Here is a 15323-nt window from a genome sequence, read left to right as displayed (position 1 = left end):
GTTAGAAAGTTGGGAAGTTAAAAAGTTAGAAAGTTTGATGTGGCAGTCAGGCAGGCTTATTCCGAACTATAGTTTGTTTCTCACTCGACTCCGCTGGCGCGGTTCTGTGATCCGTGACTTGCCTATAAAGTTGGATCTGTGATCCGACTGGGCGGGACGCCCAACTATAGTTCGACACGAGCGAGGACGCTCGCGCCATAGTCATTATTCCAACTATAGCTCTACTTTAGACTACTGCAAACTATAGTTTTCTGCTTGCGCAGAACGCCAGTTACAAACTGGCACCATGCAGAGCCACAAGTTACGCTAACGCTAAACTTGCGGCATAGATCGTAGCCGGCCTATAGTTCATCACAAGCGAAGCTGCCCGCGCCAACCACTTCTTTAACTCCTAAACTCACTAACTCAATAACTCCTAAACTTCTTACCTGTTATCCTGCGCCAGTTCCAGGTCATCTATTTTGCCAGAAGAGATGGCAAACAGGCCGATCAGTGTAAGTAATCCGTTCAGGATCAGAACTTCAAAACCGAACTCGTACCCGTAGAGCCACTCTACAGAGTTAGCACTGATAATGTAAGTTAAAATTGGAGCAATGACGCAGATAGCCGGTACGTACTTGTCGCGGACGGTGCGTTTGGTGTAAAGGCCGAAGGTGTAAAGGCCCAGTAATGGCCCGTAGGTGTAACCAGCTACTTTAAATACAGCCGTAATCACACTTTCAGAATTCAGGATATCGAACGCAATGATAACGAGTACCATCACTAACGAAACGCCAAAGTGCACAATGTAGCGCAGGCGCACGCGCTCCTGCTCGGGACGCTCGCTGAAATTCAGGAAATCGACGCAGAACGAAGTAGTGAGGGCTGTCAGGGCTGAGTCGGCGGAAGCATAGGTAATGGCGATGATACCAAGGATAAACACGATGCCCAGGAACGGCGTGAAGTGGTTCAGCGCCAGGAACGGGAACACATCGTCGCCTTTGGCAGGCAGGTCAATCCCTTTGGTGTTGGCGTAAATGTAAAGCAGGGCTCCCAGTGTCAGGAACAGCATGTTTACAAACACAAGGATAATGCTGAACCAGAACATATTCTTCTGGGCTTCGCCGATGTTCTTGCAGCTCAGGTTTTTCTGCATCATGTCCTGATCCAGGCCCGTCATAACTATAGCTATAAAGGCACCGGAGAAGAACTGCTTCAGAAAGTATTTGCTGTCTTTCACATCCCAGAAAAATACCTGCGAGTACTCACTGGCCTGCACGCGGTCGATCATGCCCTGGAAGCTCATGTTCAGTTCGTCCGAGATCAGCCAGATGGTGGTAACTACCGCTATCAGCATAGCCGTGGTCTGGAAAGTATCGGTCCAGATAATGGTTTTCATGCCGCCCCGGAACGTATAGACCCAGATCAGCAGAATAGTAATGATCACTGAAACGGCAAACGGAATGCCCAGGTCGTTGAACACGGCCAGTTGCAGCACGCCAGCCACTAAAAACAGACGGATGGAAGCCCCCAACGTGCGCGAAAGCAGGAAAAAAGCAGCCCCGGTTTTATAAGACCAGTAGCCGAAACGCTGCTCCAGGTAAGTATAGATGGATACTAAATTCAGTCTGTAGTACAGCGGCATCAGTACGGTGGCAATCACAAAATAGCCCAGCAAATAACCCAGCACCAGCTGCAGGTACGAGAACTGCGCCTTTTCCACCATGCCCGGTATCGACACAAATGTTACGCCCGAAAGCGATGTCCCGATCATACCAAAAGCCACCACGTACCACGGCGACTGCCTGTTAGCCAGGAAGAAAGTTTCGGAATCGGTGTTTTTGCTGGTGAACCAGGAGATCAGAATAAGTATGCAGAAGTAGCCGATAATCAGGCTGATGATCAGGGTTGAAGACATAGGGCTGTCTGTTGGTTAAATACGGCTACAAATATAGCAAAAGTATGGTGCTGTGGCACGGTTAACTATAGCAGGTCGCGGAGCAGCAGTTGTTCGCCAATGGCCGGTAACTTTAAACCGTTCATTAAACCAGCCGCAGCAATCTGTTCCAGCAGGCGCACCGGCTCACTTGCCGGCTCATCCGACAGGTCGAATGTGCCATAGTGCATCGGTATAAAAGTGCCGCCGCGCAACTGGTTATAGGCTTTCACCGCCTCGTGCGGGTTCAGGTGGCTTTTCTGCATCATAAAGGATGGCTTGTAGGCCCCAACCGGCATCATGCACACATCCATCGGGCCAAACACTTCGGCAATGTCCTCAAAATGGCCGTTCAGGCCCGTATCGCCGGCAAAGTAAATGGTCTGCTCTTTTGTTCTGATCACAAAGCTGCCCCACAATACTTTGTTCATATCAAAAAGGCCGCGGCGGTACCAGTGCGATGCCGGCGCAAAATATAGTTCCAGGTGGCCGGGCACCAGGTCGTAGCGCTGGTACCAGCCGGCTTCCTGGTAAGGCAGGTGTTTGCTGGCATTGCGTATTAAACTGCCAGCCCGCAACGGTACCAGCGCCTTCAGCTCCGGGTTGTTCTTGCAGATGGCTCTGATGGATTTGAGGTCCAGGTGGTCGCGGTGGGCGTGGGAGAGCAGCAGGAAATCAATGTTCTTCAGATCTTCGGGTGCGCAGGGTAAACCCACCTTACGCGGGAGCATCGGCAGGTCATACAGCACGGGGTCGATAAGAAATGTAACGCCCTGCAGTCGCACAAAAAACGAGGCATGTCCCAGCCACACGATCACATCATCGGTAGTATGCAGAAAATCGGTATTATGGATAACGTGCGGCACGTACTGGTCTGCTTTTTTCTCCGCCTTCTGCGGGTTTCCGGAGAGTTTCCAGCGCAACACATTGCTGAAATCGGGTTCGTATGGTTCGTCGCCGTTAGCAAAGCGGTCGCCTATCAGTTTGTTGCCTTTGTAGCCGGGCTTTATAGTTTCGAGCTTTGGATTGTTGATGTGCCGGATTTTAGGGGTACGCTGCTGCAAAATGTAAAACGTTGGTGGTGATATATAAACTATAAACGGGGCAGAAGGGTTAAGCAGGGACAATAAAAAACGCTCTCCTGTTGCCGGGAAAGCGCTTTTGTAACTATCGTTTTTTTGTTAGTACCCGAACGGACCGCGGCCAAAACCAGTGTTGTAGTACGGGCTATAGTAAGGCGAACCGCCTTCTGAATAACGCACCGCACCGGTCACCGAAAAGTTGTCGGTTATCTTGTAGGTAGCACTGAAATCGGCACCCTGGCGACCCAGGTAGTTATAGTTGTTGTAGGCTCCCAGGTCTTTTGGCATCGCCGAGAAATCTTTCCAAACGTTTCCGGTCAGGATCAGCCTGTCGTTTACCAGGTAATCGCCGCCTACGCTTACAATGTACTGCTGCTGCCCGTTGGTACGGCGCATAATGGTTCCGCCTTCGGATGTCCCTGCCACATAGTTTTGCGGCATGTTATGCACATATGTAAAGCTGGCATATCCCCTGAAACGGTCGGTTATCTGGTAGCGTGCCGTTGGCTTAACATAGGTGCTGGCCCCGAAGTAGCTGTTGTAGCTGGCTCCCAGTTCCAGGTTATAGTCCACGCGCGGCGCCGGAACTATAGTTGGTTTCATTACTGTCTGGGCCATGGCGTTTCCGGCAAAGCACAGCAGGCAAACCAGTAGTAAATTGGTTATTATTTTCACGTAAGATCGATCTTCAGAATTAATTCTACTAAGATAGAACGAAAGTGCGTTAAATACAAGTACATCCGAACCGGGATTAATACAGAGAAAGCGGAATATGTTACGGATTTCTCTCGTGAAACCCGCGGTAGTTATCCTGCTGAAAAACTATAGTTCCTACCGATCTTCTGTATCTCTTCCCCGGTTCAGACAACATAACTTAGTTTTGGCTGCCTATCCAGCGCGCTCTGAACTGCTGCATGGTTGGCGTCAGTTCTTTGCCGATGTTCTCATACAGCACTACTTCCAGTGTCGGGTCTTCGGCCAGGGTTATCGTTGTGGTCTGCTCTTTCCCGCGGCTGCTAAAAGTGATTGGCACAGTATCGCCGGGCTTGTGGCTGCTCAGTACTTTTTTCAGGTCTTTTTCGCTGCGGATCTTTCGGCCATCCAGTGTCAGGATAATATCGGCACGGTCGAGGCCGGCTTTGTAGGCTGGCGAAGTGACTATGGTGCCATAGTTTAGTACTGCTCCGTTCTTCGTGAAATCCAGGCCACCCACACCTATAGTTGCCACGCCCGGTTTTGCTTTGCGCATCTCGAAGCCCGCCTGCGCCAGTAGCGGCTCAAAAGCTGGCAGTTCGCTGCCGTTCACATACTCCCGGAACACTTTTTCGGCCCAGGCTTTGTCGCCGCTCACTTCTGCCAAAGTTGCCTGCAGGTCGGTTAGGGTGTACGGTTTTTCGGGTTTCCCATACTTGCGCCACAGCGCCTGCATGTAATCGTCCAGGGTCTTGTTATAGTTCTGGCGTAGCCTCAGGTCCAGGGCCATGCCCAGCATACTGCCATAGGTGTAGTACGAGATAAAGGTATTCTGGCGGTTTACGGCGTCAACGGAGCGGGCGGCATCTACAAAAGGTGCCTGCTGGCTCATCTCCACCAAACTATGGTACCGGCGGCCCGGCGAAAGCAGAACGTAATTCAGGTCTCCGGTCAGGTTATCGGCATAGGTTTTGGCGTTGTAGAGGCCACTGCGCGGCATGGTCAGGTCGCCGTAGTAGCTGGTAAACCCTTCGGCCAGCCACAGCGCTTCACTCATATTGGCTTCCTGAAAGTTAAACGGCTCCAGGCTCTTCGGACGCAGGCGTTCCACGTTCCAGGCATGGAAAAACTCATGCGATACCGTATTCAGCAGGCCTGTCATGGCTCTGGCAAGTGGCTGAGAGCTGGTCAGTATGGTTGAATTACGGTGCTCCATTCCATCGCCGTTTGCCTGTGGCATGTAGCAGCCAATAAACGTGTACCGCCCGAAATCAAAATCCGGCAACTCGCCAAAAACCGTGCGCTGTGCTGCCACGATCTGTTTTGTTTTCTGCACATACTCGTTGAACTGCTCTTTGGTGCCGGTGTGGTGCAGGGCTACCTGCATCTTTTTACCATCTACTGTCCATTCCTCAAAGTCAAAATTGCTCAGCTCTGTCGGGCTGTCCATCAGGTACTGGAAATTTGGCGCTGCGTAGGTGTTGCCCTGTTCGTGCTTTAGTTGTGTAGCTATTTTCCAGTTGCTGTTTTCGGGTGTGATGAAGGTAACCTGTGCCGGGGCTTTGTCGAACGTTGTGGCATGCATTAAGGTAGCCGGCATGTTCAGGTGGGCATGTGTTTCGTCGATACCTGCGTACGTGCCATCGGCATGGTCGCCAAATAAGGTGTAAGTTATAGTTGCTGTGCCGTTGTGACCGGTTACGTTCCATTGGTGTGGAGTCGCTTTCCAGATCTTCAGTTGTCTGCCCTGCGCATCAGTGGCTTTTACATTGTACACGTTCTTGGCAAACTCGTGCACGGCATAGCGCCCCGGCGAGCTCCGGCTCATCAGTACTTCCAGCGTATCGGAATTTATGCCCGAAAAAGTAACTTTTATTTCCGCTTCGTGGTGCACCGCATTCGGGAAAGACAACTGGTAAGTCACTTTCTGTTGTGCCAGCAGCGGTGAGGTTAAGCATAGTAAGGTGGTGAGTAAGGTGCAGATCTTTGGTAGCATGTTGGTGGTTTTATTTTGGTTTTGAAATATAGCAAGAAGGATGTAGGGACACAAATCAGGGTTGTAGTTCTATGGTTTGATAAACTATAGTTTCTCTATTTGTCATGCCGAGCGCAGCCGAGACATCTTATGTGTCCATTCCTTGTCCTTTCGAGTGGAGCGAGAAATCTATCTCAGCCTATAGTTGGTTAAGACCTAGCAGCGTGCGTAGCTCCTGCTAGCGTCTGGTGCTATAGTTCACTTTGCCTACTACTGGAACCAAGCTGTTGTTCTATAGTTACCTCTATTCCTGGGAGCTCAAAGAGCCTATCGTTTTATAGTTAGTTTGGCTCCCTCTGAGGCCGGGAGGCCCCGCCTTCGGGCATCGCGCGGTGTACATTTCCTTTGCTCGTTCCTCGCAATGCTTTCAGCACCGGAAATCTACAAGGCGCTCAACCCAAAGACTGATAACACATTCGATAGCTAAACTATAGCTATAGTTTCTTTTTTCATTCTTGGTTGAAGCAGATCGGCTACTTTCTCGTGGTTGTAATTCCGTAGGGACAGGTAAACCTGCCCTGTTCGTAGTCTGTAACTATAGAGCTATAGTTTGTAAAATGGCAGAGACAGAGTTCCCCTCCTTAGATAAGGAGGGGCAGGGGTGGTTTAAACCACTGCAGCTATAGAACTATAGCCCAACTAAAGCCGCAGCCTAAATCCTGAAAATCCTTTAATCCTGTAAATCCTTGGGGTAGGGGCCCTATTTAAAGATTCAGACAAACTATAGCTCAAAACCAACCCTACCCCTTCTCAAAAATCTTTGCCTGTACAAAACCTTTGTAAAAAGCGGCGCTGTGCTGTTCCTGCAGGCCTAAGCTGGTGAAATGCCTGCTGTAATCGGGTAGCAGGCGGCCCCGCACATTGCTCAAAAAACCGAAGAACAGGTACATGCTTTTAGCTAATAGTTTTTGCCAGAAGGGTGGGTTGTGCTGCACAGGCCAGAAATCTGCGAAGAGCCAGCGCCCATTGGGTGCCAAACTATAGCATAATCGCTGCATAAGTTCTGCCAGGCGGGCATCAGGGAACAGGTCCAGCAGGAAAGGGGTGATGATCACATCAAACTGCTCATGAGGTAATAAATCAGCCTCGGTGCCGTGCCGGAACGAAACTACAGGGGTGCCAGGGTTCAGTTGTTTTGCCTTTTGAAGCATTTTTTCGGAGGCCTCCAGGTACAGAATGTGCTTAGGAGAAGTTTTTTGCAGCACCTGTTGCAGCAGCCAGCCGCTGCCACCACCGATCAGCAGCACAGAAGCGCCAGCCGGAATGTGGGGGAGAAGCCATTGCTGGGCATCCTGCAGGGCAGACCCATATACCAGCCGGGCCAGCGGGTCGTAAAAAGAGGCTACGCGGTCGAAGCCGCTATCCGGGGTTGGGGGCAAGGTGTAAACGCGATAGGTTAACGGTCGTAGTGCTGCTCCAGCACGCCTTTCAGTTTCTCGAAAATGTAATCTACCGTTTTTTTGCGAATAGCCTGCGTGTTGCCGTCAAACACTTCCCGGAATTCTTCGGCTTTGCCATCATACAGCATCGACACAAACACAGTGCCCACCGGTTTTTCTTCGGTTTCGGAGCCGCCACCACCGGCCAGGCCAGTTACGGCTACATTAATATCGGCATCCAGCAGCTTTTTCAGGCCCATTACCATTTCGTTGGTTACCTGCTGACTTTCGGCGGTATACAGGTCCAGGGTTTGTTTGCGCACGTTCAGCAGTTTTATTTTCACCTCGGGCTGGTACACTACCACGCTGCCCTTCAGTACGTCGCTGCTGCCTTTTGCTTTTACCAGTTCTGAGGCCACCAGTCCGGCGGTGCAGCTCTCGGCAAAGGCAAGGGTCAGTTTCTTATCGCGCAGTGTGGTTACAAGTTCGGTCAATTCGGTTTGCGTCATATCCTATAGTTTCAGAGCTATACTTACTGCTTAGGTGGCGCTTTGGTTTTGCCCCAGGTGGTAGCTCTCCAGAATGCTGTATACCGGGTGCGGCGAGGCCAGTTCGGATTGCCAGAGGCCAATGGCATTTACCGGTAAAACTATAGTTTCCTCGGGGAGCACAGGTGGTTTTGTGGTTGGGCGGGCAATATTCTTTTTATAGCGGGCCAGTGTAATGTGAGGCGTTGGTTTCAGTTTGTTGGGTTCGTCGGGCGCTAAGGTTTCAGAAAGCATCCGGCTGAGCCTGGTAAATGCGGGGTCATCTTTAAAACGGGCCCACACCAGCCGCGGCGATCTTGGTTTCGGTCCCTGCTCTATGGCTTCGAGGTACAATGTAAAAGGGGCACATTGGCTGGCTATCTGTTTTACCTGCTGCCGTATAGTGTCGAGCTGCGCAGCAGGCACATTGCCGATGAAGAACAGCGTGAGGTGCAGGTTTTGCAGCGGAATAAATCGTACGGTATCATCTGAAAAAGGAAGCAGTTTTTGCTGCAGGTACGGTACCAGCGCATCGGGTAAAGCAGCCGCAATAAATAACCTGATCGTGTTCTGCATAAGTATAAGGTAGCATTAAATGCTGTAATTACGTTAACAACTATACGCAGGCCGCAAAACCAGCGCCTGCGCTTTTTGTGAAACTATAAGCTATGATCCGGAATTTTTATAAAAAGCTGGCGGCAAGTATAGCCCTTTTTACGGTGGAGCTGGTGTTTGTGTGGCTCCTGTTCATTGCCTGCGTGGTAGTGTTCTTTTACATCAGCAGCCAGATTGTGCAGGGCGACGAACTGGGCGTAGACCAGGCCGCCTTCAATTTTGCAGCCAGCATTGCCAGCCCCGGCTTCAGCAATTTTATAGAGGGCATCACGTTTTTTGCATCGCGGCAATTCCTGACGCCGGCGGCACTGCTGTTGGTGGCCTACTTTGTGTTTGTGCGCAAGCACCGCTGGTATTCCTTAAAAGTGCCGGTTGTGGCGCTGGGCAGCATTACCCTGAACGTGGTGCTGAAATACTTTTTCGACAGGCCCCGTCCGCTGGTACCGATGGTGGAAGCACACGGGCTTAGCTTCCCGAGCGGGCATACCATGGTGGCGGCGTCGTTTTATGGGTTGCTGATCTACCTGGTATGGCACAACGTAAAACAGGTGTGGCTGCGCAATGTGCTCATAATTTTTCTGTCGGTTTTTGTGATCTTCATCGGGTTTAGTCGTATATATCTGCGGGTGCATTATGCTACCGATGTGCTGGCAGGCTTTGCTGCTGGTTTTATGTGGGTTGTGATCGGCATCTGGATCCTGAACCGCCTGGAACGCTACTCGCGTAAAGAGATAACCCCGGTGCTGCTGGACGACCCGGTAGAAAAAAGTTAAATATTTTTTAATGCAGATATTGCGCTAATCAAATTTGTTCGTACCTTTGTAATCCCAATGAACGAGGGTTAAAGGGTTTTGGGGATGTTTATTTGATTTAGTGAATTTGCGCAAGTGGCGAAATTGGTAGACGCGCTGTCTTCAGGCGGCAGTTCCGTAAGGTGTGAAGGTTCGAGTCCTTTCTTGCGCACACTACTTTAAATCAGGCGAAAGCCGGTTCTTTTTACAGGACCGGCTTTCGCTTTTTTTATGCCCTGTAGTTTGCTAACTATAGTTGTATTTGCTAACTATAGCTGCACCGCCTTGCGCCCCAGGCTCGTAAGCTAAGGCATGAAAGCCCGGTTTAAACGGTTTATGAGTGCGCTGGCGCTGCTCTCGGTAGAGGCGGTGTTGGTATGGCTGGCCTTTTTTGCCTGCATGCTGCTGTTTGTATACATGGCCCAGCTTGTTTTTGTACAGCAAAGCACCGGGCTGGATCAGGCCATGTTCCGGTTCGCGGCGGCCCACACTTCTCCCGAAACCACGCGTTTCATGCGCTTCATTTCCTTTTTTGCTTCTGCCGATTATTTAATAGTAGTGCCGCCCCTGGTGGTGCTGGTATTTGCCTGGTTCCGGCACCTGCAGTGGTTTGCCCTGAAAGTGCTGGTCATTTCCCTTACCAGTTCCATCCTTAACCAGGTTCTGAAACGCGTGTTCGAGCGCCCCCGCCCAGAAACCGCCATGTTAGAGCAATCCGGTCTCAGCTTTCCAAGCGGCCACGCCATGATCGGTGGCTCTTTTTATGGTCTGCTGATCTATATTGTATGGCGTACGGTGCCAAACCCTATTTTGCGCTGGCTGCTAACTATAGTTTTAACCCTGCTGCTTTTGCTCATTGGCTATAGCCGCGTGTACCTGAACGTGCATTACGCCACCGACGTGCTGGCCGGTTTCTCCGCCGGAATTCTCTGGCTGCTTATTTCTATCTACTTCATGCGAAAACTGGAAGTGATTTATCTCAGGAAGGTGGAGCGGAAGCAGGCGTAAACTTATATGTTATAAACTCGATATAAAGTTTTATTAGCCGGGAGAAGTGTGTAGATTTAATGTATAGTCTAATAAATATTCTACATGATATTACTGGCTAAAAGGTGCTTGCTTGTATTTATGTTCTTGTTGTTACTGTCTTGTGATGGCGTCGAAAGGAATACAGATCATACCTATCAATTTTATTCTATACAATTGGAGCCAGCTTCTCAATTAAAGTTAGATCCGCAAGTTTCTGCAGATAGCATCTTGAGATACTTTGACTATAAAATTGAAGATGGTAATAATACCGTATTTACCCTAACTTACTCAAGGGGCGACAGTGTTTCTACTGATAGTGGAGTGAGTGATATTTTAGTTTTTGAAGTAGATAGTTTTACAACAGCTTTTGAAGCTAAAGGAAAGGCTCTTAATAATTACAATGTACTTTATGAAGAAAGTTGTTTTTGTGCGGAAGCACACTCGAACAAACCCTTGAAAATTAGTGAGGGTGAAATACAAGGGACAAGAATTAATCCGCTTACCTGGCTTATTAAAGTAAAGGTTGGTATGATTGACTTAGAAGATACTGTTAAAGTAAATCAAAAGAAGATACTAAGTTTAAAATAGGATCAATGCATAAAATCTATACTTCTTTAGTACTATTAATTACTACACTCACCTTTGCACTCCCCGCCCTGGCCCAACACCCTGACAATATAAAAGCCATCAGGGAGAAGCTGCAGCAGGAGCGGCAACAGGCGAGAACAGCAACTATAGCACCCGCCGAAAAAGCAGAAAAGCTACTGGAATTAGGGTTGTGGCAGGAAGCGGAACAAACTATAGCCAAGGCAAAACCAACGGCACAAACTATAGTTGCCAAAGCAAAACTGGCTATCCTGAACAACGAGTTTGAACAGGCCGAAAAGCTGGTAACACAGGCCCTGAAGTTACAACCCGAATCTGCAGACGCACTACTGCTGAAAAGCAAACTACAGGTGCAGGCCTGGGAACTGGAAAAAGCAAAAGCCACAGCCAACCAGATCTTAGCCAAAGCCCCGAACAACGAAGCAGCAACTATACAGATCGGCCGTATTCTGATGCTGCAGAAAAAGTATGACCAGGCACTGCAGAAGGCGAAGCAGGTACAGCAGCTCAATCCTAAGAATGCCGATGCGTATTTGCTGGAGTCGGATGTGCATTTCTGGAACCAGAAGCCGGAGTTGGCCGAAAAACCACTCATCACCAGCCTGACACTAAACCCGTTTAACGCTGATGCCCGCTTCAACTATGGCTATGCTATCTGGCGACGCGTGGATGCCACCCAGCTGAACGACATGGCGGCACAATGGGAACTGGCGCTGGAACTGAACCCGCTGCACTATGTAACGCACTGGCACTGGGGCAACGGCCACACCAACCTGACCTACGCAGATTACGCCCAACCTGAAGATGAGAAAGTACGCCAGGAACTACAGCAGGCCGAAAAGCTGATCGCTCAAAACAAACTACAGGAAGCCTTAACTATAGCCGCAAACGTGCAGAAAGATTACCCGCAATCAGTGTTGCCGGCTATGCTGCGCGGCTCGGTGTATTATATGGCTTTCGATTTGGATCGCTCCCAACGGCTGGATTCTGCCCAGGCTATTTTCCAAAACATCCTGAAACGCAAAAAGCACTATGGCCCGGCACACAATGCCCTGGCGGCGGTCATCAAACAAAAGCAGTTACCTTATTTGCACAACTACGATTCGCTGCAGCAGGTCATCCAAAGCACAACTATAAAAGACCCGGTAAACTTTGCCCGCGTGTTCCCGGATGTGACCTATTACCCCGGCAACGAAGTGCAGAAAATGGTATGGTCGCAACTATACGAGAGCATTGTGTATTTCCCGTTCCTGAGCAGGCAAAACGAAAAGTTTGTGATTCCGCCGCTGCACATTGATTTAGCTATCGCTATGAACTCTCCCTTCTTCCGGCAGGCCACTACCTTTGATAACCGCCAGTGGATGGATATACGCGGTGTGGGAAGCGGCGCTGCGGCTATTGAGTATGTGGTGCGCGGCTCGTACCTGGAGCGCAATGTGGTATTGCACGAGTATGTGCACCAGTTTCATGGCCGGGTGTTTACCGATGCCGAGAACCGTGAAGTGCGCCGCCTGTACCAGAATGCCATGAAGGAAAACCGCACACTCGATTATTATTCTGCCAACAACGAACACGAGTACCTGGCCCAAACCTATCCAGCCTACTTCGAGCCTGTAAAAGTGCATCCGCTCAACCATAAATCCATCAACACCACCGCCGACCTGAAAGCCAAAGACCCGGAGCTCTATAGTTTCCTGGATGGATTGGTAAAAAGGCAGCGCGCTTATCTGGCCGGCGATAAACAGGCGATGGCCAGCAACTGGGCTGAAGTGTATTTGAACCTGTCGGAGCGGGAACTGGCACGGCGCAACTATAGCCAGGCCGAAGCCCTGCTGGATACCGCCCTTACCTGGGATGCCAGTTACCAGCCTGCCCTGATAGCGTATGCCAGTGTGGAGCGCGAGCAGAACAAATATAACCAGGCTGAAAAGTGGCTGGAAAAAGCTGAAAAGATAAACCCGAACTATGCGCCTGTGTACGTGGCCCGTGCCGAATTGCTTGAAGCCATGCGCCGCGATGGCAAACTGGAAGACACCGATGCCCTGAAACAACAAGCCGAACTATACCGCAAAGCCCTGGAACTGGAAGACGACCTGATGACAAGAGCTGCCAACACGATGGCCTTCGCCAGACTATACGCCTCTTACAGCAGGGTTCCGGAAGCAATGATCTTGGCAGAAAGTTATGTAAAAACAGCCCCGACCGTATCAACATACCTGCGCGACCGCCGCGACGAAGCACTTGCTTACGCCCACTGGCTGAAAGGCACTACCGGCAAAGCTCCTGAAAGCGAAACGGAACTGGCAAGACTGGTGTCGTTAAAACCGCAGAACTATGAGCTGCGCCAGCAGTATGCCGATGTACTGGCCGCCCAGGGAAACTATAAAAAAGCGTATGCTACGTTAGAAGAAGCTCAGCGTATTTTAACTGCCAGCAATACGCCCCGCCCGTCCTATACCGTGCGGATGGCGGCTTATCAGCTTATGTCGGGCCAGAAAGATTCGGCTATAGTTACCGCAGAGCCATTGCTATCCGGTAAGGTTAAACTGCGCAGCGATAACTATAAACTGGTGGCGTTAATGGCACAACTCGGCGACGTAGAAGAAGCTACCATGTTACTGCGCCAGCAGCCACGCCCCGAATCGGCGGCTGAAATGGCCGAGCGTTTAACAGCCGTAGGGATACTATGGGAGGCATTAGACCAGGCAGGTAAAGCAGAGAAATCGTACAAAGCTGCATTGGCAGACAATCCTTACCAGCTTGAGGCCCGCGTGCTGTTGGCAAAACTTTTAAGAGAACGGGGTAAAAACAAACAGGCCGACAAAGTAATGGCCGAAACACGCATTTCAGAAATCTAATCAAACTATAACCTACTTATACTTTATGAAAAAAATACCTTACTACTTCAGGTTTGTACTTGCCTTGCTGATCGGCCTGGCCTGGTCGTGCAACCAGTCAACAGACTCTGTAGCAGCTGCCAACGGCGACAAAGACAAAGCCGTGACCACTGTTTACGTAGTGCGCCATGCCGAAAAAGTTGCCACAGACCCTAAAGCCGAAGACCCCGTGCTTACTCCGGAAGGAGAAGCCCGTGCAAAAGCCCTGTTAACTTATTTAGATGGAAAGCCGGTTGATGCCTTGTACAGTACCAAATACAAGCGCAACACACTAACTATAAAACCATTGGCTGATGCCCGAAATTTGCCTGTAAATACCTACGAAGCGCACGATTTTGAAGGGCTCAAAAAACAGATACTAACCCATAATGCTGGCAAAACTATAGTGGTGGTAGGTCACTCAAATACAATTCTGCCTATAGTGGAGGCCTTTGGAGCCAAAAAGCCTGTTGCCGAAGTGCCGGACAGTAAATACGACCACATCTTTAAAGTAACCATACAAGCCGATGGCACTGCAACCATAGAAGCCGATACGTATGGTGCAGCCACCAACTAAACTATAGCTGAACAAAATAAGAGAAGCCCGCCGGTTTAAACAGGCGGGCTTTTTTGTTTGCGATAAAAATAGATTTTACTGTTCAGGAGAATAGGCCTGTGGCTGTTGTTTTACGACATACGCATTGGTAATTCGGTTATGAAAGTAGCGGTGGCGGGCAACAGGCAGTCCGCGGACAAAACGTAGCAACAGGATCAGAACAGAAACCGGCTTGGCAAAATACCGGATGCTGGCCGCCTTAAAGCTTAGGCGCTGGTTATGGTTGTCGATCACTTTTATGTGCAGCAGGTATTTGCCCAGCGTGGACTGCACCAGGCTCGATTCGGCACCGGCAAAGTATAGCCAGCCCAGTAAAATGTATAACAGGCTTTCGGGTTTCCATAAAAAGGTGGCTTCGTTGCTGCTGATGGTATAATAATCGGCTATGGCGGCAATGGCCAGCAGCAGCATCACGTCAATAAACAATGCAATGGCGCGAAGCACCAGCGACGATGATTTTACACGTGTGCCCGGTTGTAGATGTAGTGCCTGCATAAGTTTATAGTTGGTTACCGGTTTAAGGTTGCTTATACTATAAATACGCAAACAGGTTGTAATGTAGGTAGTTACGCTTAAAAAAATGTAAGCTGACGGGCCGGTTGCCGGATGCCCTCGTGTTGCAGCAGCCACTCTTTGCGCCACAAACCGCCGGCGTAGCCTGTCAGGCTGCCATCGCTGCCGATAACGCGGTGGCAGGGCACGATCAGGCACAGCGGGTTTTTACCATTGGCCGCGCCCACCGCACGTATGGCCTTCTCCCCGGATACAATTCTTGCCACATCCATATAAGAGCAGGTTTTCCCGAAGGGAATAGCACGTAGCTGCATCCATACTTTCTGCTGAAATTCGGTGCCTTTGGGCTGTAGCGGTAGTTCAAAGTGCCTGCGGGTGCCTGCAAAATACTCGCGCAGCTGCGCTATAGTTTGCTCCAGTACCGCTGGCTGTTCGGGTGTGGCCGGATAAGCGATATCCGAGAACAGGCACGATACCAGGTGCGTGTCGGTAGCCGTCAGGTTAAGGTACCCGAGGGGCGTGTGGTAATGGCTGGTATAAAAGTTTGCAAGCATAGCTAAATGTACGGATACAACAGGTTTGGTGCAATACTGCTGAAAAGAAAAAAGCGCCCCGCTGGTTGCAGCAGGGCGCTCTGTGTTGCAGG

The 15323-nt window shown here is 50.1% G+C and carries 14 protein-coding genes and 1 tRNA gene; 6 read left to right on the top strand and 9 right to left on the bottom strand.

Features of this window, described 5'->3' with window-relative positions; translation table 11 throughout:
• Positions 1-424 precede the first annotated feature (424 nt).
• From H7F15_RS14385 to thpR, 7 genes are all read right to left on the bottom strand, one after another.
• Positions 425-1897 (bottom strand): sodium:solute symporter, encoded by a 1473-nt coding sequence (locus tag H7F15_RS14385; RefSeq protein WP_185197688.1) that lies wholly within the window; start codon positions 1895-1897, stop codon positions 425-427.
• Between the two features lie 65 nt (positions 1898-1962).
• On the bottom strand, positions 1963-2979 hold the full coding sequence (locus H7F15_RS14380; protein WP_185197687.1) for an MBL fold metallo-hydrolase: 1017 nt from the start codon (positions 2977-2979) through the stop codon (positions 1963-1965).
• A 117-nt stretch (positions 2980-3096) separates the two neighbouring features.
• A complete protein-coding gene (locus H7F15_RS14375; RefSeq protein WP_185197686.1) occupies positions 3097-3672 on the bottom strand; it encodes a hypothetical protein in 576 nt (191 codons plus the stop codon).
• Positions 3673-3871: 199 nt separating this feature from the next.
• A complete protein-coding gene (locus H7F15_RS14370) occupies positions 3872-5686 on the bottom strand; it encodes a M61 family metallopeptidase (RefSeq protein WP_185197685.1) in 1815 nt (604 codons plus the stop codon).
• A 779-nt stretch (positions 5687-6465) separates the two neighbouring features.
• Positions 6466-7104: a class I SAM-dependent methyltransferase gene (locus H7F15_RS14365; RefSeq protein WP_185197684.1), complete on the bottom strand. Its 639-nt coding sequence runs from the start codon at positions 7102-7104 to the stop codon at positions 6466-6468.
• Between the two features lie 17 nt (positions 7105-7121).
• A complete protein-coding gene (locus tag H7F15_RS14360) occupies positions 7122-7613 on the bottom strand; it encodes a CinA family protein (RefSeq protein WP_185197683.1) in 492 nt (163 codons plus the stop codon).
• Positions 7614-7643: 30 nt separating this feature from the next.
• Positions 7644-8207 (bottom strand): RNA 2',3'-cyclic phosphodiesterase, encoded by a 564-nt coding sequence (gene thpR, locus H7F15_RS14355; protein ID WP_185197682.1) that lies wholly within the window; start codon positions 8205-8207, stop codon positions 7644-7646.
• Between the two features lie 92 nt (positions 8208-8299).
• On the opposite strand from thpR, the gene H7F15_RS14350 reads away from it, so the two are divergent.
• The 6 genes from H7F15_RS14350 (at position 8300) to H7F15_RS14325 (ending at position 14125) form a co-directional block, all read left to right on the top strand.
• Positions 8300-9019 carry a phosphatase PAP2 family protein gene (locus H7F15_RS14350; RefSeq protein ID WP_185197681.1) on the top strand — a complete coding sequence of 240 codons (720 nt, stop codon included), beginning with the start codon at positions 8300-8302 and terminating at the stop codon, positions 9017-9019.
• 108 nt (positions 9020-9127) lie between these two features.
• Positions 9128-9209: transfer RNA gene (locus tag H7F15_RS14345), tRNA-Leu, on the top strand.
• Positions 9210-9349: 140 nt separating this feature from the next.
• Entirely contained in the window at positions 9350-10045 is a 696-nt protein-coding gene (locus H7F15_RS14340; protein ID WP_185197680.1) for a phosphatase PAP2 family protein, read from the top strand.
• Between the two features lie 84 nt (positions 10046-10129).
• A complete protein-coding gene (locus H7F15_RS14335) occupies positions 10130-10654 on the top strand; it encodes a hypothetical protein (RefSeq protein WP_185197679.1) in 525 nt (174 codons plus the stop codon).
• Between the two features lie 5 nt (positions 10655-10659).
• Positions 10660-13530, top strand: a complete 2871-nt coding sequence (locus H7F15_RS14330) for a tetratricopeptide repeat protein (protein WP_185197678.1) — start codon at positions 10660-10662, stop codon at positions 13528-13530.
• Positions 13531-13555: 25 nt separating this feature from the next.
• Positions 13556-14125 carry a histidine phosphatase family protein gene (locus H7F15_RS14325; RefSeq protein ID WP_185197677.1) on the top strand — a complete coding sequence of 190 codons (570 nt, stop codon included), beginning with the start codon at positions 13556-13558 and terminating at the stop codon, positions 14123-14125.
• 75 nt (positions 14126-14200) lie between these two features.
• On the opposite strand, the gene H7F15_RS14320 is transcribed toward H7F15_RS14325, so the two are convergent.
• Together H7F15_RS14320 and H7F15_RS14315 are read right to left on the bottom strand one after the other, a co-directional pair.
• Positions 14201-14659, bottom strand: coding sequence for an RDD family protein (locus tag H7F15_RS14320; RefSeq protein ID WP_185197676.1), 459 nt, complete (start codon positions 14657-14659; stop codon positions 14201-14203).
• A 77-nt stretch (positions 14660-14736) separates the two neighbouring features.
• The gene (locus H7F15_RS14315; RefSeq protein ID WP_185197675.1) at positions 14737-15231 is read right to left on the bottom strand and encodes a methylated-DNA--[protein]-cysteine S-methyltransferase; all 495 of its coding nucleotides are present in this window, start codon (positions 15229-15231) and stop codon (positions 14737-14739) included.
• Between the last annotated feature and the right edge of the window lie 92 nt (positions 15232-15323).

Origin of the sequence: Pontibacter sp. Tf4 (genome assembly GCF_014212495.1) — a bacterium.
Classification (GTDB): Bacteria; Bacteroidota; Bacteroidia; order Cytophagales; family Hymenobacteraceae; genus Pontibacter.
Note: the sequence above shows the minus strand (reverse complement) of the source record. Positions and strands in the feature narration are given on the sequence as shown.